This is a genomic window from Streptomyces sp. NBC_01306 (assembly GCF_026340465.1).
In the GTDB taxonomy this organism is placed as follows: domain Bacteria; phylum Actinomycetota; class Actinomycetes; order Streptomycetales; family Streptomycetaceae; genus Streptomyces.
Genome location: NZ_JAPEPC010000003.1, coordinates 103,953 through 125,898, shown reverse-complemented (window position 1 = coordinate 125,898; position 21,946 = coordinate 103,953). Strand labels below are relative to the sequence as shown.

Here is a 21,946-nt window from a genome sequence, read left to right as displayed (position 1 = left end):
CCCGATGTGATTACCGCACTCGTCGCCGAGGTTGGCCCGTTGTGGCATGAACGACACCAGGCCGTCCTGACCGCGCGGCCCCGGCGGCGAGCCGTGGGCGCCGGGGCAAAGTACAAACTGGTCCTCGTCGACCGCCTGTTGGCGACCCTCGTCCACCTCCACCACGGCGCAACCCCCGATGTTCAGGCCTGCTGGTTCGGCGTCGACCGCTCTACCATCACGCGCGCAAACAGCGAAGTACGCCCCCTGCTGGCCCAGCGGGGCTGCACCGTCACCCCTGATATCCGACTTGGCTCGCTCGCCGAGGTCATCGAACCTCTCGGAGCGAACGGCCCGACTGGGATCATTGACGGCACCGAGATCCGGGGCCGACGCCCCGCCACCGGGCGCAAGGACCGGGTGAAGTTCATCTCCGGCAAGAACAAGCAGAACGCCGTCAAATACATGGTCGTCACAGACGCCGAGGGGCGACTGCCGTTCTGCAGCCCGGCCGAGCCCGCCAGTTGCGCGGACATCACGCATGCCCGGAAGTTGGGCTTGGCCAAGCTACTGGCAGAGGGGCCTGCCGTGGAGATCCTGGCCGATGCCGGCTACCAGGGATTCGGCGCCCAGACGGGCGGGCGCGTGGTGACACCGCCGCACCGAAAATTCAAGAAGAACCCGCCCGAGTGGTACGAGGAAATGCACGAACGCCAGCGCAAGGCCCGCTCCTCACGCCGCATTCGCGTCCAGCACGGCATCGGGCGGCACCTCAAGAACTGGCGGGCCCTCGCCCACCACCACGGCCGCCGCGAGCACATGAGTGACATCATCCAAGCCGTCGCCGGACTGCTCTCCCACCAGCAGACCGCCACCATCGCCAGCAGTGTGCGAATGTGAACACGAGGGCCAAACCTCGGCACTCGACGCGCCACCGCCAAACCATGCACGAACTCGTTAGCGGGCCGCATCGGCTCCCGCCTGCCCCGTCCCCCGTCACCCCCGCCACCCCGAACGGGTGGCGTACCCGCGAGAAAATGCCGTCTTCGTACCTGCACGCAGGAATGAGGTTCTTGCACGCGGGCATGAGGTGCTTGCGAGTCAGATTGCCGGGCACGGTCGTGCCAGTCACAACGACGATGAGCGCATGCGTCGAAGGAGGAACTGTCTATGACACAGGGCGAACCGACCACCAAGAATCCAGACAAAGGCTATGTAGCGCTTCTTGGCTGGAGCCTCAATGCGGTGGAAGCCCTCGATCGGTTCGACCGGCGATACGTCGTCGTGGCTCCCGAATGGGCCGAAGAGTACTGCGCCGAACACGACATCCCCTATTTGCAGTGGAATTTCGAACGGCTCAACGACCGCTCCATGAAGATTGCCGAGACTCTTCAGAACGAAGGTGTCGACGTCGCGATCCCGCTGTACGAGGAAACAGTTGAATGGGCAGGGGCAATCAACTCCGTTCTGCTGGGCAACCCGCGTTTGTACGGTCAGGCCATGCTGCTGCGGGACAAGGCGCTGATGAAACGCCGCGCGCAACTCGGCGGCATCCGGGTCGGCATATTCGAGGAAGCCCACGACCGGGACGACGTGACCCGCTTCCTCAAGCGCGTCAATCAGACCCTACTCAAGCTGGACGGTGACCCGAACGACCCGATCCATCTCAAGGCATTCGACAAGGCAGGATGCCTGGGGCACCGTGTCATCCGCACCCCTGACGAGGTCGACACGATTCCGGAAGAGGAATTCCCGGTTCTCATGGAATCCCACCTCGACGGCTGGGAGTTCGCGGTCGAAGCCTGGATACACAACGGGAAGATCAAGTTCCTGAATATCTCCGAATACGTCACGCTGGGGTATTCGGTATTCGTGCCCGCAACTCCACAACTGGAACAGTACCGACCACAGATCACGGCGCAGATCGAGAAGCTCATCAAGACGTTTGACATCGAGTTCGGATTCGTGCACCCAGAGTATTTTGTCACCAGTGACGGCGAGATGTACTTCGGCGAGGTCGCCTACCGGCCGCCGGGCTTCAAGGTGTTCGAGCTGCTGGAGCGGGCATACGGGTTCAACGCATACCACGGGCTGGTGCTGGCCTTCGACCCGAAGACGACCGAGGAGGAGGTCGACGCTTTCTTCCCACGCGAGGTCGTCGACGCGTCGGGGGTCGCCGGCTGCTTCGGTGTCTATCCGCGCCGCCGCGTCGTCAGCGACCTGGTGATCCCGGAAGAGACCGAGGACGACGACTACTACGAGTCGCACGACCTCTCGACGCCGCTCGAGGAGACTGTCACCAAGAGGACCGCGTTCGGCACCCACTGGGGCCTGCTGTACTTCTTCGGTGATGACCCCTACCGGATGCGCGACCTGTTGAAGAAGCAGGAAGAGCTCGACTTCTACGTCTGACGACCCCGTGGACGCAGGAGACCAACCCAAGGGAAACCCTTTGAAACCGACCGACGATGTCAGCTGTGAGGCCACGACACTGGACAAGCGCGTGTCCTCACTCGACGACGCCATCCAGGCCATGGCCGAAACCCGCGACTTCGGCAAACACACGAAGCTGCGGCGAGTCCTGGAAGCACTGCGGCGGGTGCTCATGCAGCCGGACGGCATCGCGGCGGTCCAAGCCAGAGCGCAGGCCCTTGAGGAAGCCGGGCTTTTCCAGGAGACCGACTGGGCGTCACCGGAGATCCTTATCCCGTCGCTGGCCGGCCCGGGCCTGCACAGCGCAGACGCGGACACCGTCGTCATAGAGGCGACCAGCGAGCTGCGGATGCTCGCCGTCGCCCGCGGCGACTTCGCGCACCCGACGTTGCCTGCCGAAGACGCCCGCCAGTTCCTGTCCCAGGTACTGGCAACCAACCTGGAGCTGCTGTTCACTCCGCCCACCGAGGCGGAGCGAACCCAGCAGGGCCGGACCGCACAGCTCATCCGGGACCTGTTCCGCCACCTCGCCGACGAGATCGGTTACGACAGCGTCCTGGACAACCTGGTCGACGAGATCTGGCGGATCCTGCGCCAGCGTCCGATCCAGGTCGAGGCAGTACAGTCCCTGATCACCCGGATCGCGATCTACCGCAACGACCCGGACATCGCACTTGGCGTGTCCTCGGGGCAGGGCATCGACCGGCTCATCACGAGCCTTTTCGGGACCACCGAAGCGTGCCGGGAGGACCCGGGCATCGCCGTATTCCGGTCCCGGCTCGAGGCGATGGACGCCGGCGGCCTGCAGTACGAGGCGACAGGGTTCGCGCGGGCGATGCACGACACGGGCCTGGTGTCGCCCTACCACGCGGAACTGCTCCGGTTCCTCCTGCGCGAGGGCGACTACCTCCTCGGGGAGGCGCTCGGCCTGTCCGACACCGGCCGGAACTGCCTGCTGCGCTACAGCCAACTCGTGCACCGGCTGATCGAAATGGCCATACACCCACAAACCGCGCAAAGCCTCTACGGGCTGGCACTGCTGCTCGACCGCGGCATCCTCTACGAGCCGCCGGTGGTGCCCGCGCTGTGGCGCCAGTTGGCGCTCGATCTCGCCCCGGTCGCGCAGGAGCGGTTGACGACCGTTTTCGGCGAGGCGCCGGGGCCGCAGGCGCGGCTGGTCGCGGGAGTGCTCTCGATGCTGGGCCAGCCGCTCGGCGTCGGCCAGGGCGACAACCCCACCTGCCAGTCAGCCCGCGCGCTGTCGATGTGGGCCTACAACGACCCGGACTACCTGCTGCAAGTAGTGGCCTGGGCGGCCCGCGACGACGAGATCCTCATGCACTTCGAGGGCCAGCCAATCTCATCGAAGGACAGCGCGACCGGAGTCGCGACCACGCTGCCGATGGACCTAGACCCCGTGTCACTGCTCGTGGTGCCCCACTTGGACCGGATCTACGCCGAGATGGGGCGGCGCTGCGCCGCACGGCCAGGAGACCCGCACCGCTGGGTCAACCCAGAGTTTCACGGCTGGTGGACGGCCCGTGGGTTCCACATCAACGTCGACGTCGCGACCGGAAACCTGATCGACCTGGACGAGTTCCTGCGGCAGTTCCACGCCAGCTACCACCCCTCCTACAACGGCGAGCAGCCGCTGATCCATCCACAGCCGGCTGGCATCGCCGTCACCGACAGCGCGGGCCGCTACGTCGGCTGGCACGCGATCACGATCCTGCGGGCCGCGCCGGACCCACAGGCCATCATGCGGGTGTATTTCTTCAACCCGAACAACGACAGCGGCCAGGACTGGGGCGACGGCGTCATCGTCTCCACCGCGGGCAACGGCGAGCGGTTCGGCGAGGCCTCACTACCGTTCGACCAGTTCGCCTCGCGGCTCTATATCTTCCACGCCGACCCGCTCGAACACGGCGAACCAGAGCGGGTGCCCGCGGTGGACGTCGCGCGGATCATCAACTACATCGAGCGCAGTTGGGGCACCGACCGGCTACCCGCAGGGTCACTGCAAGCCGTCGCGAGGCCAACGAGCCTGTGAGCCCAGCACCCCAGATGCAGACCCTTAGCCTCGCGCTTTCGTGAAGCAGCTGTCCGGTAGGTGATCGGCAAGCAGAAATTGCCTCTGCCCAGCGAGAATGAGGATTGCTGAAGTCCTTGTTCCCGCCCCTGTCGGAGGCACTTCCAGGTGAAGCAGCCTATTGGGTCCTATCCCCATGTCCGGGTCCGGGATAACGGCCGGGTCGTGGTCTCGCGGGCCGGTTCGGTCCTGCTGATCGAAACGGTCCGCAAGACCGGCCTTGACCAGGCCGTATCCGCAGCACTTGCCCCCTGGCGGAAACCGCGGGCCGTCCATGATCCAGGCAAGATACTCGTGGATCTTGCGTTGACGGTCGCGCTCGGCAGGGACTGCCTCGCCGACATCGCGATGCTGCGGGCCGAGCCGGTCGTGTTCGGACCGGTCGCCTCCGAGCCGGCGGTCTCCCGCCTGGTCGGCACCCTCGCCGACGCGGGCGAAAGGGCACTGACCGCGCTCCGCAACGCGCGATCAAAAGTGCGCCAACGCTCCTGGACATTGGCCGGCGATCGGGCACCGGACAGCGGTGGGGAGGTGACCGTGGACCTGGACGGAGTCCTGGTGGTCTCTCACTCGGACAAGCAGGACGCCGCCCCAACCTGGAAGAAGACCTACGGCCACCACCCGCTCATGGGGTTCGTCGACCACGGACCGGGCGGAAGCGGCAAACCCGTCGCCGCACTCCTGCCCCCGGGAACGCGGGCTCGAACACCGCCGCCGACCAGTTGCGCCCGCCGCTTGGAGCCTCCCTCCACGTTCCGGACACACCAAGCGTCAAGTGTTCGGCCGCTCCGGTTTCCCTTGAGCGAGGGCCCCCGCCACTACGAGACGGCCCTGTTCTCCCGAACCGGCCGCGCTCTGGTGCCCCTGGCCGCGAAGTGGAAACCAGTAGGGTGCGTGGGGTGAACACTTCCTCCGTGCTACCGCGTTCGTTCCGGCTGCTCGTGACGGGCGGAGGCACTGGCGGACACACCTACCCGGCCCTGACAGCGATCCGTACGCTGCAAGGCCGCCTCGCAGACGCGGGCAGCACGCTGGATGTCCTGTGGATCGGCACGGCGGACGGTCTCGAAGCGCGTGTCGCCCCGGCAGAGGGCATCGAGTTCAAGACGGTGTCCACGGGGAAGATCCGCCGCTCTTCGAATCCGCTCAAGATGCTGTCCGCCGCGAACGTGCGGGACATGGCGCGGGTGCCGCTCGGCGTGGCTCAGGCCCGGTCGATCGTGTCAGCCTTCCATCCGGACGTGGTCCTGGCGACGGGCGGATACGTCGCAGTCCCGGCTGGGCTGGCCGCACGGCTGTGCCGGCGCCCGCTGGTCCTGCACGAGCAGACGGTCCGGCTCGGCCTGGCCAACCGGAAGCTCGCGAGTTCCGCGACGCGAATCGCGGTCTCCTCGGAGTCGTCGCTGCCGCTGCTGCCGGACTCGGTGCGCGGCGCCGCGGTGGTGACGGGTAACCCGATCCGGCCCGAGGTGCTGGCGGGGCACGCGGACAAGGCCCTCCAGGCGCTGGAGTTGCAGGAGTTCGACCGGCGGCTGCCGACGGTGTATGTCACCGGTGGCGCGCAGGGCTCCCAGCAGATCAACGAGCTGGTGAAAGCGGTGCTGCCGTGGCTGCTGGGGCACGCGAACGTGATCCATCAGTGCGGGCCCGCCAACGTGGAGGAGCTGCGGCGGGACGCGGCTGTCCTGTCTCCGGAGCTGGCGGGCCGGTACCACCTCACTGGGTTCGTGGGCCCGGAACTCCCCGATGTCCTGGCTCTGGCCGACGTCGTGATCTCACGGAGCGGGGCGGGCACACTCGCCGAACTCACCGCGTTGGGAAAGCCGGCCGTGTTCATCCCGCTGGCGTCCTCGGCCGGGAACGAGCAGGCGCACAACGCCCGCCACCTTGAGGAGGCGCGGCCGGCCGTCGCCCTGCTCGGTGAGCCGACCGGTGCGAACCTGCGGGACGCGGTGGGCCCGCTCCTCACCGACCCGGCACGGCGTGAGGCAATGGCGGAGCGGGCGCGGGCGCACGGGAGGCCGGATGCGGCGGACAGGCTCGTGGACGTGATCCTGTCCGCCGCATCCGGCTGACCGGGGCGGGGTGTTACGCCAGGCGGCCGATGCGCAGCGCCGTGCCTGTCTCGATCAGCGCGGCGCACGCCGTCAGGATGTTCACCGCTCAGCCCTCGCTGTCTCGACGGCCTGGCCGAGGGCGGACACCACGTGGTGGATGTCGTCTTCGGTCAGGTGCTGGTGGAAGGGCAGGCTCAGGAGTTCCTGCCCAGCCTTCTCAGTGACGGGCAGTGGCCGCCGCCAGGGCGCGAACGCGGGCTGCAGGTGGTTGGGCGGGTAGTGGACCCCGACGCCGACCTCCCGGGATCGCATCTCCGTAAACATCTGGTCGCGTTGAGGGACGCGGACCTGGCACAGGTGCGGTACAGCCGGCTGTGGGCCGACGTCCACGAGCGTCACGCCCTCCAGCGGGCCCAGGGCGTCCGGTAGGTGCATTACAGGCCTCGCCGGGTCTCCACGGTCGTGTCGAAGTGGTCGAGCTGGGCCAGGCCGATGGCTGCGTTGATCCCGGAGAGCTGGTAGCGCAGCCAACTGCCACCAACTCCGCGTCCCGCTGGCTCTTCCCGGGTCGCCGGTCGGGGCAGCCGGCCCGCCCCGACCACCTGTCCGCGCTCTTGAACCAAGTCGGGGTCCCGACTGCGGCCGCCCGCGGCGCCGCCATGCGGCAGCAACTCCTCGAATTTCCCGCACCCGTCGTCGCGGACGCTCTCGGCTACCACGACAAGACCACCAGCCGCCTCCGCAATGAGATCGGCGGGACATGGAGCCGATACACCCCAGGAGATCATGCAAAGTCACCAACAGGCTGGATTCCACGGGGAACCAGCGAAGTTGGGAGCCCTCCAGTTCCGAGAGCCTGAGAGCGCGTGAGTGCCCCACTTCGGGGCCTTGGGACGACTACCCCTGGCAGAAGAATTCCCGCACGTCGGCAGCAACAGTCGTCAGCTCTTCGCCGGCCTCAATCGTGGTCGTCACAGTGCACTCCCAGCCGTTGGAGAAGACGTCCGCTCGCAGGGTCCAGCTCAGACACACGTGACCGCCTGAACCGAACGTCGCTGCCACGACCAGCTCGTTGTTGGCCCAAGACCGCTCGCCCTCCCAACCGCGGAAGTCGCGCGCAAGACCGTCGAGAAACTCGGTCAGGTATCCCGCACCGTCCCAGGCAGACACCGTCACGGACTCGACCCGTGCGCGCAGGCCGTCATCGACGGCCTCCACGGCGAATACCACCTCGAACTCATCAGTCCGCGACCAGTCGGACAACCGGATAGAGGGCGCTTGTGACCCCGCTCCCCGAACGACGAGCTCGACCTGCCCAGGAACCACCTCGATCAGACTCACCCACTGAGGATAAGGACGCCAACACGGCGGCGTCGCCCCTGACTCACAAAGGCCAAGCTGTGCCTGAGGGTCTGAGTTCCCCCGACGCACCCGAGTCCCTGGGTTCGCCCAGAACAAGCGGCCCCGACCCGGCGAAGGCACGAAACGGCATCATCTGTTTCAGAGCAGGGGCCACAACGGCGAGGAACGCCTAGCGTCAGCAGCCGCCGTGCTCCTGATCCGCGTCAACGCTATATGTCGCCACACCCATGGAGTAGGACATGAACCAGGGCGAAGCGAGCGATGCGGGGAAGTACGAGGAGTTCATCCTGGATATCGGGCTGAGCTGGATGGCGTCGAAGTCCGAGTACCCGGTGTGGCTTCCCGAGGAGGAATTCAACCGGTTTGCCCCCAAGAGTGGGCCGGTGGACGTACAACTCAGCATCGTGGACGAATCCATTACCGAGTTCGAACGCACTGCTGGCATGCAGATCGGCGAGGACGTACGGAGGCTGCTGGACTCGTCATTGCCGGATGAGGTGATCCGCACTGTGTGGCTCGGCGTTACGAAGTCGTACTTCGATCCCGCGAAGCATGGGATGACCGGGCGGGACTGGATGCTCCGGATCGAATTGGTGTGGACGACCAGTGCGCGCCGGCTGGACGCGGCGTTCGTCCCGCCGCCACCGCATCCGGTGACTGATGCCGGTCTGCGGAGCGCTGTTCTGGACCAGATCCGTCCTGTCGCGGATGAGCTGGAGCAGGCGGCCGCGAAGCACTCTGTGCCGGGTGGGGTGCCTGCGCTGCAACAGGTCGTCGGCGAAGCCTGCGCGGACCCCGGATACCGGCTGTTCCTGAGGACTATGAAGGCGTACTTTGTGGCGATCAGCGAAGAACACTGCGAGAAGTTCCTCGCTCTTGGTGAACGTTTCGGGTACCCGGAATTCCTCGTCGACGACAATCTCAACGTCAGAGTCGACTGAGCTCGACAACAAGCGCTGCTGAAGCTGATTTGTGCACAATCCGGCTTCGCCGGGGCCTGTTCAGCTCGAACTCTTCCACCCCTGACGACTCGTCCAGCACCTGCACCGGCAGCCAGTCCAGATCCGCACCATTCCTCATCCCGCTCCCCCTCGTCGACAGAGCAGCACGCTGCGAGCCCCACTCCCTCATTGCGGCCCCTGTGGACAACCGCCGCGCTCCGGGATCAGCCGGCGCTTCCGGGTGATCGGTGTCCGAGGCGGCGCAGGTCGGCGGAGCAGCCACCCGCGGGGTGCAGATCCGCCCAGGCGCCGAGTTGGGCGCCGGCGGTTCCGTCGCTGAGCACCCGTGAGGTGGGCCCGGTGGTGGTCTGGGTGGCTGTGGTGGTGTGGCCGAGGAGGTCGAAGGCTGCTTGCAGGCCCGTGGTCGCGGCGGGCGGCGTCTACGGCGTCCAGGTCCCAGACCATGTCGCCGACCTGGTGCGGCGGGGGCCGCGTGCTTCGACCGTGCCGCGAGTCGGGAGCAGCCCGGAGTGGAAGATCGTGTGGACACAGGTCTCGCGGGAGGCCGCGCGCACCGGGCTGAAGCCGCGCAGCGACGTGGAGCTGCTGCCCGTCCTGCTGGATCTGCTGGCAGCGAAGACATCGGTGGCCGGCCGGCCCACCCAGATGAGCCGTCAGCAGAGAACCGATCGTGCGCGCGAGTTGGCGCGGGCACTAGCGGGCACGATAGGCCGTGCCCGGACTGGCTGGTGGGCCTGCCACGGCAGGATGCGGCAGCGGCCCGGCAGCAGATGGCCGCAGCTGCGAACAGGAGCGGCGCCGACGGCGGGAAGCGCCACGACATCTGAGACCGCCCCGTGGAGGGCCGCCATATCCCGCCGCACCCCGTCCGGACTGCGTACCCGCAGATCCGGGCGGGGTGCGGGGGTGGCAGCGGGAGCTCTGCTCAACCCCACTGCGCCCAGGCGTCATCACCACTTCGAGAACGCGACACACCCCCGTTCACGTCAGGCGCCTTCACTCACCGACCGTGCCCATCTCCGCCATGAAGTCCACCGGATTGCTGGCGAAGCCGCGGAGCATCTCGCGCAGCCCCCAGCCCGCGGAGCCATCCCGGGTGAACTCCGCGACCGTCGCGGCAGTGGACCCCGCAAGCTGCCCGAAGTCGTCCGCGAGGAGTTCCCGGTACCGCTCGACGACGACCACACCGGGGTTCGCGATCTCGCCAAAGGTGAGAGGCCCGGCGTTCTGGTGAATCGCCACCCCCACCACCACCCGGCCGTAGTCGGACGGTATCCGGTCGAACTCCAGGACCATCACTTCATCGAAGCCGAGGCCCTGGCCGGACTCGCTGTGCCGGCCCATGGTGATCGTGCCGTCCGGGGAACGGCTCTCGGTGTGAACGACGTACACCGGCCGCCCCCACGGGTCGTCGGCGGAGTAGACCGCGCCGATGATGTCCAGATCATGCGATGCCTCCCCCAACGGACTCGGATCCCACCGGAGCCTTACCTCGACCTTGCCCAGTTCGCCGTTCACGCCGTCTTCCCCCTTGTCGCGTCGCCGCGGGAGAACCCCCGCGTGATCAAGTATGGCCGCTGACACTGCTCTTGATGCAAGGCCGGCGCAGGATGGCGAGGCTCCGGGCCCCAGCGGTGCTCCCGGGGCTACCGGAGCGGGCGTTCCGTGGGACTTCTGTACGTGAAGAGCCCGGCCGCCCTTCAGGGCGAGGAAGGGCGGCCGGGCGGTCTGTGGGCGGTCCCCCGCCACACCGCGGCGGACACCGGGGCCCTCTCGCTCCCGCAGACCGCACCGGCCTCACCCGGATCGCCCGCAGCGGTTCCGGAGCGAATACGAATACTGCACACGGCGCCACGCGATGCGGTGGCCCTGGCGACTCCAGGCCTGGACTACGTTCAGCAGGCGAAGTCCACTGCCGACCCGACCTATTACCCCAAGGCCGAAGGCGTCCTCAAACGCTCACTGGCGAGCCAGAAGAAGGACAACTTCACCGCCATGGACGGGATGGCCGCACTCGAAGCCGGCCGCCACCGGTTCACGGATGCCCTGGGCTGGGCCAAGCAAGCCGTCACCGTCAACCCGTACAGCTCCCCGCTGTACGGGATGCTCGCCGACGCCTACACCCAGTTCGGCCGCTACTGGGAAGCCGCCGAAGCGACCCAGCGGATGGTCGACCTCAAGCCCGGAGCGCCCTCCCTCTCCCGTGCGTCGTACGTCGCCGAACTTCGGGGCGACGTCGCGACCGCCAGGATCGACACGCGACCGGGCCCTGAACGACTCCGCGGGCCCGGAGGACCAGGCGTTCGCCGACTACTACCTCGGCGAACTCGCCTTCAACAACGCAGACCCCGCCACCGAGCTGAAGGAAGCCGAGGCGGGTCTGCGGGTCGCGCCCTCCTACACCTCCCTGCTCCAGGCGAAAGCGGGGGCCGAGGCCGCGCTCGGCAGGACCGGTGCGGCCATCGCCGACCTCAACCGGAACCGTGCAGCGCGTCCTTCAACCCGAGTACATCCTCCAACTCGGTCAGCTCTACCAGTCCCTGGGACGCACTCACCAAGCAGGCCGACGAGCAGTACCGGATCTTCCGGGCCGAGCAGCAGCTCTTCACAACCAACGGCGTCGCCCTCGACTCCGACGCCGCCCTCTTCGAGGCCGACCACGGCGACCCGAAGCAAGCCCTAGCCATCGCCCGCAAGGGACTCAAGACCCTCCCCTTCCTGGAAATCCACGATGCACTCGCCTGGGCCCTGCACGTCAACGGCCGAGACCAGGAAGCACTCGACGAAGCCAACCAGGCACTCTCACCCGGAATGCGCAACGCCCTCTTCCACGCAAATCGATCCCGGTCGAAAGGCTGTCGTCCTAGCCCCCGACGTTGCAGCACCCGATGACGGGACGTTGGGGGGCCTCCAGCGGGTGAGGGCCAGGAAGTGCCGTTCGCCGATCGCCCACTTGGCGGGGACGGTATCCAGCCCGGAGGCTGATGGTGTGGGCCGCGGTGGTTCCTACCCGGGCCCACCAGAAGGGGGCACTGCGTCGTCCGCTTCCGTCGTGGAGCCGGCCCTGATCAACCCTTGGCATCCGGCCCGGCGGAGGACTTGGTGCCCTTCCTCCTCGCTCTCGTCGACCGTGGAATGGTCGAGGTCTGCCCATACATCCCTTGGACCACACCAGGCGGTACTGCCGGCTACCAGCCGGGCCCCCGATCCCACGCGAGGACCTCCCGGATGTGCTTGCCGCAGCCGAGGAATGTACTGGCGTAGAGCACTTGTTTTTCAGCTGCCGTATTCCTGGGCGAGAAGGTTCGTTGGCCCCTTCTGCGTGGCTCTGAGCCGTGGGAATTCGCTGGTCGAAACCGGGCCCGTACGGGATGCTGCACGCGTGAGCGAGCGAGAAGCCGCCGTTCGGGCTGTCGAAGAACAGCTGGAACGCGACTATCAGCAATGGCGGGCTGTGAGCACGGACGCGGTGAGGATGGCTGTGGTCCGTGTCAAGGAGCGAGCTGGTGTGGATCGTCTCCTGGCCGTCCGAGGAGTTCGCAAGCACTCGGAACTCGAAGTACCAGCTGGTCGGCAATGGGCCGTACCTGGTCGACCGCGTAGACGGGGGACTACACCAGATCGGCGTCGTCTCCGCGGTAACCGGGGAGTGGGAGAAGGACTACCGGGCCTGAATACGTGGGCTTCCGGTGCACACTGCAGTAGACGACCTGCACGATGCGCTCTGCGGAGTCGCCGCTACGCATGGACGCATGCACGCTGTGCGGACACTGCGCCAGAGGCTGCCAACGCTCTCGCCTGCAGAGGCCATCGAGTACGTGAGCGCCCTGCTGGACGGTGATGCGCCCGCGCGCCTCGTGGCCATCGCCACCAAGGAACTCGTGGAGCCTCTCAGCCCGGTACTTGCGGTGAAGACCACTTCGAGTGGAGCAGTGGTCCGAACCGGTCAGATACCCGACGGATGACGGGAAAGCCAGTCGGCGTGCCGATCGCGCACCCGGTCCCGTTCTGCGGACGTGGCGAGGAAGACGTCGGCGCCACCGTCGTAGGGGTGATGGATGCGCTGCATCCGGGTGTCGGTGATGAGAACGCCCGCCACCTTGTCGTCGGCGACGTCCCGGAGCGACTCGTCGATGCAGCCTGGCCGCCAGGACCGGCGGGCGGCGAAGAGGTGGCAGTACGTGCGGAACTCAGGGTGAGGATCGTCCTCCACCAGCAAGCTCTGCCAATAGCCCGTGATGGGTTGCGATGACGCAACCTCGGCTTCGGTCGTCCAGAGCGGAGTGATCACGTACACGTCCGCACCAGCGAACAATTCATCGAGGACGGTGTTGTAACGCTCCAGGACGATGGCGTACTCGCTCTCGTCGTCCGCGTACCGCTTCGACTCCGGCAGGCTGTGAAAACGTACCCAAACGTCCCGATACGGTTCTCGGAGCTTGTACCCAACCGGAGGGCAACTAGGCCAACGCCGCTGCCACAGCTCCGTCAAATCCGCCTGCCCGTCTCCAGACACCCGCCGCACTCGCCCCTCTCGCGTATGGACTTACCGACGACCACGATGCCGGAGCTCACCCCCGAGGGAAACCGACTTCTCAGCTGTCACTTCGCCGGCTGCTGATGCGGCCCGGTCCAGTCGCGCTTGACGAATTTCGTCCAGTCCGTCGCGCTGGGGCCGGTGAGGGCGGCGGACGAGGAGCGCAAGGAATGGGCTGGCCTCGTTTTGCACCGGCAAGGCAAGATCGGCCGTGTGATACGCCATCCCCAAGACGATGCCGAGTTGCTGGCCCTGGTGCGCCACTATGTCACGCCCGAGCGGCGCTACCTGAAGCTCGGCGGCAACTTGCTGCGCATGCAAAGTCCTGAGTACGACCGATTCATGCGAGACCTCCGTGAGGACGCGGGACTCATCACCTCAGATGAGATCGCCAAGCTTCTTGAGGGCGGCTGGCGCGAACGAAGAACTGCGGCTTGGCTCGTAGCTGTCTCCCGCCGGACCGAGTTCCGTGAGCGCCTCGGGGAACTCCTGCTGGCCAGCGAGGTCTGCTGTGCTGGGCTGGCCTATTGCGTGGCCTTGGCCAGTTTCGGAACGGCGGGCGACGCCGATCTGCTCGCCACCTACCTTGATCGCTACCTCCGTCGCCCTGACCTCGGATACGACCAAACCGTAGTCATGGGCGCTCTCCAGTTCATCGACCTGAACCTTGGAGGTGGTCAAGCCGACCGCTTCCGGGAACCGGGTGGCCTGTGGCAGCAGTGGCTCCAGGATGCACCTCACATGCAGGGCGACTCGGACCCCACCCCCTTCTACTTGAGTCTTATTCGCCGGCTTTGCGCGTTCGTCGACGAATGCGCCGAGGTGCTATGACCGCCCCCACCTCGTGGTGGCCACTCTCGACCATGGCCGCCGCCCGGGTAGCCACCGACCTCCCCAGGCCCTGGAAGAAGCCGACCGAGCCGAACAAACTGACACCCGCCCCGTCCGCAGAGGGTTCAGGAACCTACACGCGAAGACCGGCGCACCGAAACCGACCCGCTCCGGATCAGGCAGGCCGCCCGGCTCGAAGAACCGCCTCCCGGCCCTCCGCCACAACGTGGGCAGAGTCCTCGCCACCGGCGAGGCGTTCAACCGCCCTGCCCGCCATAAAGTCGGCACGAAACCGCGTCGAACTGCTCAGGCGTCCGATCGGTCGCCCCACACTGCTCGGGCAACATCTGCCGCATAAGGGCTGGTCACTCCCTCATCATCGCCAGCCGCTGCATCCTCCAGCAACTCCACGAGCGGACCGCGCAGTTCGATGCCAGCCCGGGGGCCCTGCCGCAACGACTCGACAGCGCGGTGGAGGAGCTCATCCAATTCCTCTTCGGACTCGGTGCGATGCGTCATGCCCCCGGAGTTCCAGTCTCACCAGACTGCACGCGAGCCTTAAATGAATTCCCAATCAGGAAATCAAGCGGCCGCCGTGAATGGTGGTGCGGCTTGATAGCACGCTCCGTCGCGGATCATGGCCCACAGAACATTGGCTCTGCGGCGGGCGAGCGAGAGCACGGCCTGCTTGTGTCATTTCCCTTCGGCGCGCTTGCGTTCGTAGTACGTCCGCGATGCGGGCACGAGATCGCAGGCTGGCCATGGACGAGGGGCAGAAGGCCCGCAGGAGGCCGCGGTGATAGCGGCTTGGTCGTCGCAACCGGCGACAGGCCGGCGAATGCCGCCAGCCGGTCGGGAGTGCCGAAGGCTTCCATATCTCCGCCGGTGGCAGCGCAGAAGGTGGCTCCGAGCATGGCGCCCATACCAGGCAGACTACGGGTCACCGGCCCTCGCACCACTGCAAGGCCGTCCATCGATGTGTCCGATGGCCCGCCTGGACGCGCAATCGCCGGTACCGGTGCCTTTACCTCGTCCTGCGCTCGTACGCGCCGCGACGAGGCAGCTGCAGAGGCAGAGTCAGAGTCAGAAGGGTGGCAGAAGGGTTCCTCGACGAGTGCGGTGATCAGCGGGCCACCGGGGCGGACGCGCGTGCCGGGCCGACTGCCCGCCCGGCACGCGCTACCGGCTCAGGAACAGCTGCAGTTGCAGCAGTTCGGCGGCGGAGCGCAGCAGAAGGACGCACTCGCTTCCGTCATGCCGTGACCCGCCGTCAGCGACTGGCTGTGCTCGTCCCCGGCCAGCGAGCCCAGGTCGAGGTCCAGTGCGAGGTCGGCGACCGCGGCAGCGAGCGACGGTGAACCGTTGCTGTTCTCGTTCATCAAAGCCCTCCTTTCGAACTAGTGGAGCATCAACAGACATGTTTGGGCGCCCAGTTCGGACACTAGCGTGACAGTTGGGAACTGTGAAGGGGATGGACTAGACCATTCGGCTCCGCTAGTGTCGGCCGCCCAGAGGCCGCGAGCACAGCTTCGTCCGGCGCTTTCACGCCTGTTCACGCCTGTTTCACGCCTGCGGAACCGCGTTCCCGCTGAGGAATCCCGATGGAGGTGGTCATGAAGCCGAGGCTGCTTCCCGACACCCGTCTGCTGCCCTCCGACCGGGGCGTGGTGATAAGTGGCCCCCAGCGCACAGCGGCCTTCGCACTGCCGGGAATCCACCCGTGGCTGGAGCGGCTGCGGCCGTTCCTGGACGGTCGTAGCAGCCTGGACCAGCTCACCTCCGACCTCCCGCCACAGGCCGCGCAGCATGTCCGCTCACTGGTGGAACTGCTGGCCCGGGAAGGGTTCGTACGCGATGCCACGGCGGATCTGCCACACGGGCTGAGCCCGCAGGTCCGTGCGCGCCACGCCGCACTGATCGACTTCATCGCGGCGCGCGCGGACTCGCCCGAGCACCGCTTCGAGCGGTATCGCGATTGCGCTCCCCTGGTGGTCGGCACCGGACGGATGGCAAGTGCGCTGGTCCTTGCCCTGCTCGCGTCGGGTGTGGCACATGTACGCCTGCGGCTGCGCACAGTGGAGGAGGGTTCCGGGGACCCGACAGATGTGGCACGGCTGCGCGAATGTGTCGCGCTGCTCCAGCAGGAGGGCGGGTGCTTCCGCTACCAGCAGCTGAGCGGAAACCTGTCCGGCCTGCCCGCGAACGCCGGCGTGGTGCTTCTCGGCTCTGACGCGTACGAGAGGGAGCCGGCGGACCAGGCCCGCGCGCTCGCGATACGTGCCGGGGTTCCGTACGGACAGGCGGTGGGACGGGGCGCACACATCGTCATCAGCACAGTGGGTGACCCCGGCGCCGCGCCAGAACCACCGGCCTCCTGCGTACCGCCCGGCAACGGGCGCGATCACCCCGCGGCGGGCGCCGCGTGTGCAGGGGATCCGGCTCGCGTGCGTGAGCCGAGTCCGTACCTCGGTGGCCCGGTCGCGGCCCTCGCCGCCAACCAGCTCTGTTTGCAACTGCTGTGCCGGACGGCCGGTCTGGACAACTCCGGCGGGGGCGCAGAACCGTCACCGGTGACCGATGCCGAGGTGCTGGACCTGACCACCGGCCGCTTTCTCGGCGCGGAGCCGGAATGACCGGCGGGATATCTCGCAGCCTCGCGGGCGAGAACCCGTTTCCCCTGGCGCTCTGGGCGGAGGCGGTCTACTCCCGCAGGGCCATCCCGGCCACCCTCGCCACGGGATCCCCTGCCCCGGGAACGGGCAGCGCGGAGCCCGGCCTCCTCCCCCACGGGCCGCGCCTTCCACTGGCGCCGCCACCGCTCCATCTGGCGCCCGCCCCCGGCTCCCCGGCCACCCTCGCCGACCCGGCCGTCCTCTCCGCGCTGCTGCACTACTCCTACGGTCTGCTCCAGCACGACCTGACCCCGGGCGGCTGGCCGCTTCACCGCGCGGTGGCCTCCGCACGGTGCCGCTACCCGAGCGAACTCACCCTGGTCTCCCCCACCGCGGCATTCCGGTTCGACCCTCTCCACCATCAACTGATCATGCAGAACGCATCAGTGACCAGCCGTCGGGCCGCTGATCCCGGGGCCTCCCGGTTCGCCGTGATCACCAGCCGGTTCGCCCGGACGGCGCGGCTCTACGGCGGCTACGCTCCGCGGCTGTGCGCCCAGGAGGCAGGAATGCTGCTGGGCGCGGTGCACCTGGTCGCCGCCGCACTCGGCCTGCGTACCCGGCCAGGACAGGACCAGGAGACACTGCACGGCCTCTGCACGAACCTGCTGCCCGCCGGGGCGGAACACCCCATGGGCTATCTGGAGATCCTGCGACCCGTGAAGCATCCGGGCGACCGGTCCTGGCCCCCGCCCGACCTGGCCTCCGTGCTCCGTGCCCGCCACTCCGGCGCCGCGCTGTTCGACCCGGAACCGGTGCTCTCCCCGAAAGCGCTGCTCACCGATCTCGGCGCCGCCCTCGCCGCGGCGCCGTTCACCGACTTCTCCTGCCACCTGCTGGTACAGCGTGTGACCGGCTTCTCCCCGGGCCACTACGTCCACAGCGACGGCCATCTGCGGCAGGTCAGCGACGGCGACCCGCAAACGTCGCTCGAACAGATCGGACAGACGGAGGGCCGGGTGTCGTTGAACTTCCGCTCGACTGCCTGTACCGCCTACATCGCCGTCCGGCGCGCCGCCGCCGTCGCGCGCTACGGCGCCGACGCCTTCCGCAGACTGCACCTGACCGCGGGCGCGGCGGCGCATCTGCTCTGCGTGGCCGCTGCCCGTCAGGGCCTGGCCGCGCGGGTCCACAACGGCTACGACGCCGCCGGTGCGGAACGCCTGCTCGGGCTGGCCCCGGGTGAGGAGACAGTGCTCTTCCAGGTGGCCATCGGCACGGCGCGGCCGGGCGCCGCCTTCCGCGTCCCGGTGGTGTTCTGATGAGCCGGAACACACCGCCCCCGACCGCGCCCCCCGCCGTCACCGCCCCCGTGGGCGTACGGATCGCCGGGCTGCCCACCACCGCGCTCGACGCCTCCCGCATCCCTCGCAGCACCGAACTCGCCCTGCGCGTCACGTCCTTGGACCAGCGGCTGGCCGACGACGCGGCGCAGCTCTGCGACGCGCTGTACGCCCTGATCGGCACAGCGCCCGCGCGCCCTTTCAAGGCCAGGCTGGTGGGCCTGCGCCGAGCCGTGCACCGGGGGGCCCGCATCAGCCCCCTGCTGGACGCGGCGGCCCCGCCGGAGGTGCTCGGCGGGGCGCTCACCGGGCGTCTCCACGCCCATGCCGCTCTGCGCCGTACCCGGGCCGGGCTTTTCGCGGAACTGGGGAACGTCCTGCCCGCGGAGACCCGTTCGGCGGCAGCGGCCCTTGACGCGCTCTTCCAGGACCCGGCGTTCGCCACCGGTCTCGACTACGCCAGTGCGGATCTGTACGAGGACCTGCTGCGCCGGGAGGCGCGCGACGCGGCCGGACGGCGGCCGCTGGACGGGGCAGCCGTCCGGCTCGCCAAGTACGCGGGCCGCGCGATGGCCAAGCCCAGCCCGTTGACGACCTTCGCCTCCAGCGGCTTCGGCCGGTGGGCGGCGGACGCCGGCTCCGGCGTACGCCTGGAGAGTTCCGGCCGGGCCTCTGTGGCAGAGGCGAGTCTGCTGCCGCTGTCGGGTATCGCCGCCGCTCTCGCCCACGTACCCGAGCTGGACGCGGCCGTCCGGCTGCGCGTCAACCCGTCGGCCACACCGGTGGCCTCGCCCGGGGGAGAGCGGTGGCTGTTCACCGTGCCGGGCCCGTCCGGCGAGGTGCGTGCCCTGCCCGCGACCCCGGCGCTGGCCGCGATCCTGGCGGCGGTCTGCGAGGCTGGCAGCCCCGAGCGGCTGCGTGCCCTGCTCCGCGCGCCCGGACCGGGGAGCACCACAACCGCCGACGCCGACGCTGTCGTCGCCCGGCTCGTCCGGACCGGCCTGCTGGAGATCCGCCTCGGCCCGCCCGACCAGGAGCTCGACGCCGCCACGCTCTGCGACTGGCTCGGGAGGCACCTGCCGGAGCCGCACGACGGCCACCGCCTCGCCCCGCTGCTCGCCGACCTGCGTGCCATCCGCGACCGGATCGACGCCGCCAGGACCGCCGGGCCCGGCTTGCACCGGGGCATCGCCGCCGCCCTGCAGCAGCACACCACGGCCGCCGCCCGACAGCTCGGACTGCTCGGCCGGAGCGAGCAGTTGGACCGCGGCCCGCTGTACTTCCACCACACGGTCGCCGTCGGCACGGCCGCCGTACTGGACCCGGCCGCCTGGCGGCCGGCTCTCTCCGACCTCGCTCACGTCCCCGCGCTGCTCGCCCCCTTCGACACCCTCGCACCGCCGCGCGAGGCACTGCGGGAGCACGCCGTGACCGCCTACGGCCCAGGATTCAAGCAGCCGTTCACCCGTTTCCTCCAGGACTTCGGCGCCTGGTGGTCCACAGCCGCGCCGCACGCTCCCACCGAGCGCGACGCCCGGCGGCAGGACGCACTGCGCCGCCTGATCGCCGGCACCCCGCCCGCGTCCGACGGCACCGTCCGTCTCGGCCCCCAGGCCGTCCGTGACCTCTGCGGCACCTGGCCCGACCCGGACACCTCCGGCGACCGCCATGCCTGCTACGTCCAGACGCTGCCCAACCCTGCCACCGGGCTCGGACTGGTACTCAACACGGTGACCTGCGGCCACGGCACCGGCCTGACCCGGATCGCCCGGCTGCTCGACACACCGGCCCCTTTCGGGGCAGCCCATGCGGGGCCTCCCGGCGACGGCCCCGCGGACACCCCCCTCTACGCCGAGTTCGACGCCGTCTTCAGCAGCGCTCTCAACCAGCGGGCACCTGCCACCCGTTACGCGATAGATCTGGACGGCGCCACCTCGCACCGGCCGCCCGAGCAACTGATCCGCCCCGCCGACCTGGACGTCGTGCACGACCGCCACACCCGTCGCCTCCACCTGGCCCACCGCACCACCGGCCGTGTCGTACGGCCGCTCCATCTGGGCCTGCTCGCCACACCGCTGCTGCCGCTGCCCGCCCGGCTGCTGGTGGAAGCATTCGGCCAGACCTCCTACGCCTTCTGGTCGGACTGGCCGCAGCTGTGGCGGCTGCTCCCGCCGGGGCGGACCGGCCCGCCCCTGCGCGACCCGGAGGCGGCGCCCGGACCGGGCTGGACGAAGATGCCCCGTCTCGCCCTCGGGGCCGTGGTGCTGCGCCGTGCGACCTGGTTCATCGACCCCGGCCGGGCACCCGCCCGCGCCGCCGGAGAGACGGACGCCGCCCACCTGGTCCGCGTGCACACCTGGCGCGCGGCGCTCGGCCTGCCGCAGCGCTGCTTCCTGCGCGTCCTCACCCCGCGCCCCGCCGACGGCTTCACCGGCCCCGCGCTGCACGACAAGGACCGCAAGCCGGTGTACGTCGATTTCGCCCACGCCCATCTGCTGCGGGTCTTCGAGCGGGCGGCGGCCACCGGCCGGCCACTGCTGCTCACAGAAGCCCTGCCCGACCTCCACGACGCACCGGCCCACCGGGACGGCCACCGCTACGCGGCCGAGTTCCTCATCGAGCTGCCCACCGCCCCGCTCCCTGCGGCGGACCGGCGGGAGCAGTCATGCTGACCCGTCCGCCCGGCGGCGTGCCGGGCCCGGAGCCGCAGGACCGCTGGGTCAGCGCCCATGTGTTCACCGGGCACCCGCTCGACCTGGTGGTGAGCACGCTGATCCCCGCGGCCGTCGCGGAACTGCGGCAACGCGGGCTGGCCGACCGCTTCTTCTTCCTCCGCCACTGGCACGGCGGCCCGCACCTGCGTCTGCGGGTCCGTCTCACCGCACCGGCGGCCGGGCCCGCGGTACGCACCGCGCTGAACGCACACGCCATAGCACTGTTCCGTACGCTGCCGCCCTCTCAGCCCATGCCCGCACACCAATACCGGGCACTGGCAGAGCAGTTGGCCGCCCTGGAACCGGACAGCGAGCCCGGGACCCTGGCCCCCAACGACAGTCTCGCCTTCCACCCCTACCGGCCGGAGCACGGCAAGTACGGCCATGGCGCCGCACTGCGGGCCGCGGAGGACGCGTTCGCCACCTGCAGCGAACTGGCCGTCGCCGCCGTACTGGCCGGCTGGAGCCCGGCACAGCGGACGGCGCACTGTTTCGCCCTGCTGGCCGGCACCCTGGACGCGGGTGCTCCGCCGGGGAAGCCGGCGCCGGAGGTGTTGGCCCAGTACAGGAACGGGCGTGCCGCCCTGCTCACCGTCGCCCGCGCCGCCCGCACAGCGCCACTGGCGGAAGCGGCACACCCGGCCCGCGCGGCAGCACAGTCGGCAGTGGCGGACCCGGCCGAGGCGGCCCCACTGGCGGAAGTCGCGCACCCGGCCAGGGCCGACCCGGTGAGCCGGTGGCTCGCGACCTGCCGCGGTGCCCAGCGACAGGCCGCCGCCCCTGCCCTGCTGGCCGGCCATCTGACCCACCTGGCCTGCAACCGTCTCGACGTACGGATCGGCCAGGAAGCCACCCTGCGGGCCCTGGCCCTGCTGGCCGTAGCGGAACTGACGGACGCGGAACTGACGGACACCGACCGGCCGCGTCCGGAAAGTGACCGGCCGCGCCGGCACAGCTCCCGGCGGCACCGGGGCAGCCAGGACCACGCCCCGCACGACGGCGCCGCCCCACCGTAAGGCCGTGGCCG

18 protein-coding genes and 4 pseudogenes are annotated in these 21,946 nt (G+C 68.9%); 14 read left to right on the top strand and 8 right to left on the bottom strand.

The annotated features are described in order from the left end of the window. The first annotated feature begins 6 nt into the window (after positions 1 to 6). The 5 genes and pseudogenes from OG385_RS36170 to OG385_RS36150 all read left to right on the top strand — a co-directional run bounded on the left by OG385_RS36170 (position 7) and on the right by OG385_RS36150 (position 6,576). Positions 7 to 879: a transposase gene (locus tag OG385_RS36170; RefSeq protein ID WP_266862306.1), complete on the top strand. Its 873-nt coding sequence runs from the start codon at positions 7 to 9 to the stop codon at positions 877 to 879. A gap of 270 nt (positions 880 to 1,149) precedes the next feature. Continuing rightward, a complete protein-coding gene (locus tag OG385_RS36165; RefSeq protein ID WP_266862304.1) occupies positions 1,150 to 2,391 on the top strand; it encodes an acetyl-CoA carboxylase biotin carboxylase subunit family protein in 1,242 nt (413 codons plus the stop codon). A gap of 7 nt (positions 2,392 to 2,398) precedes the next feature. Continuing rightward, on the top strand, positions 2,399 to 4,462 hold the full coding sequence (locus tag OG385_RS36160; protein ID WP_266862302.1) for a hypothetical protein: 2,064 nt from the start codon (positions 2,399 to 2,401) through the stop codon (positions 4,460 to 4,462). A gap of 147 nt (positions 4,463 to 4,609) precedes the next feature. Continuing rightward, positions 4,610 to 5,220 (top strand): annotated as a pseudogene (locus tag OG385_RS36155) (transposase); the annotation flags it as partial. A 180-nt stretch (positions 5,221 to 5,400) separates the two neighbouring features. Then, positions 5,401 to 6,576: a glycosyltransferase gene (locus OG385_RS36150; protein WP_266862488.1), complete on the top strand. Its 1,176-nt coding sequence runs from the start codon at positions 5,401 to 5,403 to the stop codon at positions 6,574 to 6,576. A gap of 81 nt (positions 6,577 to 6,657) precedes the next feature. Here OG385_RS36150 and OG385_RS36145 read toward each other — a convergent pair whose 3' ends face one another. The 3 genes from OG385_RS36145 to OG385_RS36135 all read right to left on the bottom strand — a co-directional run bounded on the left by OG385_RS36145 (position 6,658) and on the right by OG385_RS36135 (position 7,899). Then, on the bottom strand, positions 6,658 to 6,993 hold the full coding sequence (locus OG385_RS36145) for a DegT/DnrJ/EryC1/StrS family aminotransferase (RefSeq protein ID WP_323183973.1): 336 nt from the start codon (positions 6,991 to 6,993) through the stop codon (positions 6,658 to 6,660). After that, on the bottom strand, positions 6,993 to 7,277 hold the full coding sequence (locus OG385_RS36140; protein ID WP_266862300.1) for a hypothetical protein: 285 nt from the start codon (positions 7,275 to 7,277) through the stop codon (positions 6,993 to 6,995). The genes OG385_RS36145 and OG385_RS36140 overlap by 1 nt, the downstream gene beginning before the upstream one ends. A 178-nt stretch (positions 7,278 to 7,455) precedes the next feature. After that, a complete protein-coding gene (locus tag OG385_RS36135) occupies positions 7,456 to 7,899 on the bottom strand; it encodes a DUF6228 family protein (RefSeq protein ID WP_266862299.1) in 444 nt (147 codons plus the stop codon). Positions 7,900 to 8,159: 260 nt separating this feature from the next. Here OG385_RS36135 and OG385_RS36130 point away from each other — a divergent pair, with 260 nt between their 5' ends. Next, positions 8,160 to 8,861 (top strand): hypothetical protein, encoded by a 702-nt coding sequence (locus OG385_RS36130; protein ID WP_266862297.1) that lies wholly within the window; start codon positions 8,160 to 8,162, stop codon positions 8,859 to 8,861. A gap of 224 nt (positions 8,862 to 9,085) precedes the next feature. Here the strand turns inward: OG385_RS36130 and OG385_RS36125 are convergent. Next, positions 9,086 to 9,424 (bottom strand): annotated as a pseudogene (locus OG385_RS36125) (DNA polymerase III subunit alpha); the annotation flags it as partial. A gap of 454 nt (positions 9,425 to 9,878) precedes the next feature. Next, a complete protein-coding gene (locus OG385_RS36120) occupies positions 9,879 to 10,400 on the bottom strand; it encodes a TerD family protein (RefSeq protein ID WP_266862295.1) in 522 nt (173 codons plus the stop codon). Positions 10,401 to 10,547: 147 nt separating this feature from the next. Between OG385_RS36120 and OG385_RS36115 the strand changes: the two genes are divergently transcribed. Continuing rightward, entirely contained in the window at positions 10,548 to 11,774 is a 1,227-nt protein-coding gene (locus tag OG385_RS36115; protein ID WP_266862293.1) for a lipopolysaccharide assembly protein LapB, read from the top strand. 596 nt (positions 11,775 to 12,370) lie between these two features. Then, entirely contained in the window at positions 12,371 to 12,556 is a 186-nt protein-coding gene (locus tag OG385_RS37430) for a YrhB domain-containing protein (protein ID WP_323183972.1), read from the top strand. A 272-nt stretch (positions 12,557 to 12,828) separates the two neighbouring features. Here the strand turns inward: OG385_RS37430 and OG385_RS36105 are convergent, their stop codons facing one another. Beyond that, positions 12,829 to 13,374, bottom strand: a complete 546-nt coding sequence (locus OG385_RS36105; protein WP_266862291.1) for a hypothetical protein — start codon at positions 13,372 to 13,374, stop codon at positions 12,829 to 12,831. 258 nt (positions 13,375 to 13,632) lie between these two features. Here OG385_RS36105 and OG385_RS36100 point away from each other — a divergent pair, with 258 nt between their 5' ends. Next, positions 13,633 to 14,250 carry a DUF6000 family protein gene (locus OG385_RS36100; protein WP_266862484.1) on the top strand — a complete coding sequence of 206 codons (618 nt, stop codon included), beginning with the start codon at positions 13,633 to 13,635 and terminating at the stop codon, positions 14,248 to 14,250. 50 nt (positions 14,251 to 14,300) lie between these two features. Next, positions 14,301 to 14,608, top strand: a pseudogene (locus OG385_RS36095) (hypothetical protein); the annotation flags it as partial. A gap of 224 nt (positions 14,609 to 14,832) precedes the next feature. On the opposite strand, the pseudogene OG385_RS36090 reads toward OG385_RS36095, so the two are convergent. Both OG385_RS36090 and OG385_RS36085 read right to left on the bottom strand, forming a co-directional pair. Then, a pseudogene (locus OG385_RS36090) lies at positions 14,833 to 15,185 on the bottom strand (transposase); the annotation flags it as partial. 252 nt (positions 15,186 to 15,437) lie between these two features. Beyond that, entirely contained in the window at positions 15,438 to 15,629 is a 192-nt protein-coding gene (locus OG385_RS36085; RefSeq protein ID WP_266862289.1) for a thiomuracin/GE37468 family thiazolyl RiPP peptide, read from the bottom strand. 234 nt (positions 15,630 to 15,863) lie between these two features. Between OG385_RS36085 and OG385_RS36080 the strand changes: the two genes are divergently transcribed. Genes OG385_RS36080 through OG385_RS36065 form a run of 4 tightly spaced genes read left to right on the top strand, consistent with a single transcriptional unit; the run spans position 15,864 to position 21,935 of the window. Continuing rightward, complete coding sequence (locus tag OG385_RS36080; RefSeq protein ID WP_266862287.1) at positions 15,864 to 16,883, top strand: hypothetical protein; 1,020 nt, start codon at positions 15,864 to 15,866, stop codon at positions 16,881 to 16,883. Continuing rightward, entirely contained in the window at positions 16,880 to 18,184 is a 1,305-nt protein-coding gene (locus OG385_RS36075) for a nitroreductase family protein (RefSeq protein WP_266862285.1), read from the top strand. Before OG385_RS36080 ends, OG385_RS36075 begins: the two co-directional genes overlap by 4 nt. Then, positions 18,184 to 20,877: a lantibiotic dehydratase gene (locus OG385_RS36070; protein WP_266862283.1), complete on the top strand. Its 2,694-nt coding sequence runs from the start codon at positions 18,184 to 18,186 to the stop codon at positions 20,875 to 20,877. The genes OG385_RS36075 and OG385_RS36070 overlap by 1 nt, the downstream gene beginning before the upstream one ends. Continuing rightward, positions 20,871 to 21,935 (top strand): lantibiotic dehydratase C-terminal domain-containing protein, encoded by a 1,065-nt coding sequence (locus OG385_RS36065; RefSeq protein WP_266862282.1) that lies wholly within the window; start codon positions 20,871 to 20,873, stop codon positions 21,933 to 21,935. Before OG385_RS36070 ends, OG385_RS36065 begins: the two co-directional genes overlap by 7 nt. Positions 21,936 to 21,946: the final 11 nt, after the last annotated feature.

Bases quoted from the DNA above. Each gene is read 5' to 3' on its own strand.
- OG385_RS36075 (WP_266862285.1), top strand. From the start codon at position 16,880: ATGACCGGCGGGATATCTCGCAGCCTCGCGGGCGAGAACCCGTTTCCC.
- OG385_RS36065 (WP_266862282.1), top strand. From the start codon at position 20,871: ATGCTGACCCGTCCGCCCGGCGGCGTGCCGGGCCCGGAGCCGCAGGAC.
- OG385_RS36130 (WP_266862297.1), top strand. From the start codon at position 8,160: ATGAACCAGGGCGAAGCGAGCGATGCGGGGAAGTACGAGGAGTTCATC.
- OG385_RS36080 (WP_266862287.1), top strand. From the start codon at position 15,864: ATGAAGCCGAGGCTGCTTCCCGACACCCGTCTGCTGCCCTCCGACCGG.
- OG385_RS36070 (WP_266862283.1), top strand. From the start codon at position 18,184: ATGAGCCGGAACACACCGCCCCCGACCGCGCCCCCCGCCGTCACCGCC.
- OG385_RS36145 (WP_323183973.1), bottom strand. From the start codon at position 6,993: ATGCACCTACCGGACGCCCTGGGCCCGCTGGAGGGCGTGACGCTCGTG.
- OG385_RS36085 (WP_266862289.1), bottom strand. From the start codon at position 15,629: ATGAACGAGAACAGCAACGGTTCACCGTCGCTCGCTGCCGCGGTCGCC.
- OG385_RS36165 (WP_266862304.1), top strand. From the start codon at position 1,150: ATGACACAGGGCGAACCGACCACCAAGAATCCAGACAAAGGCTATGTA.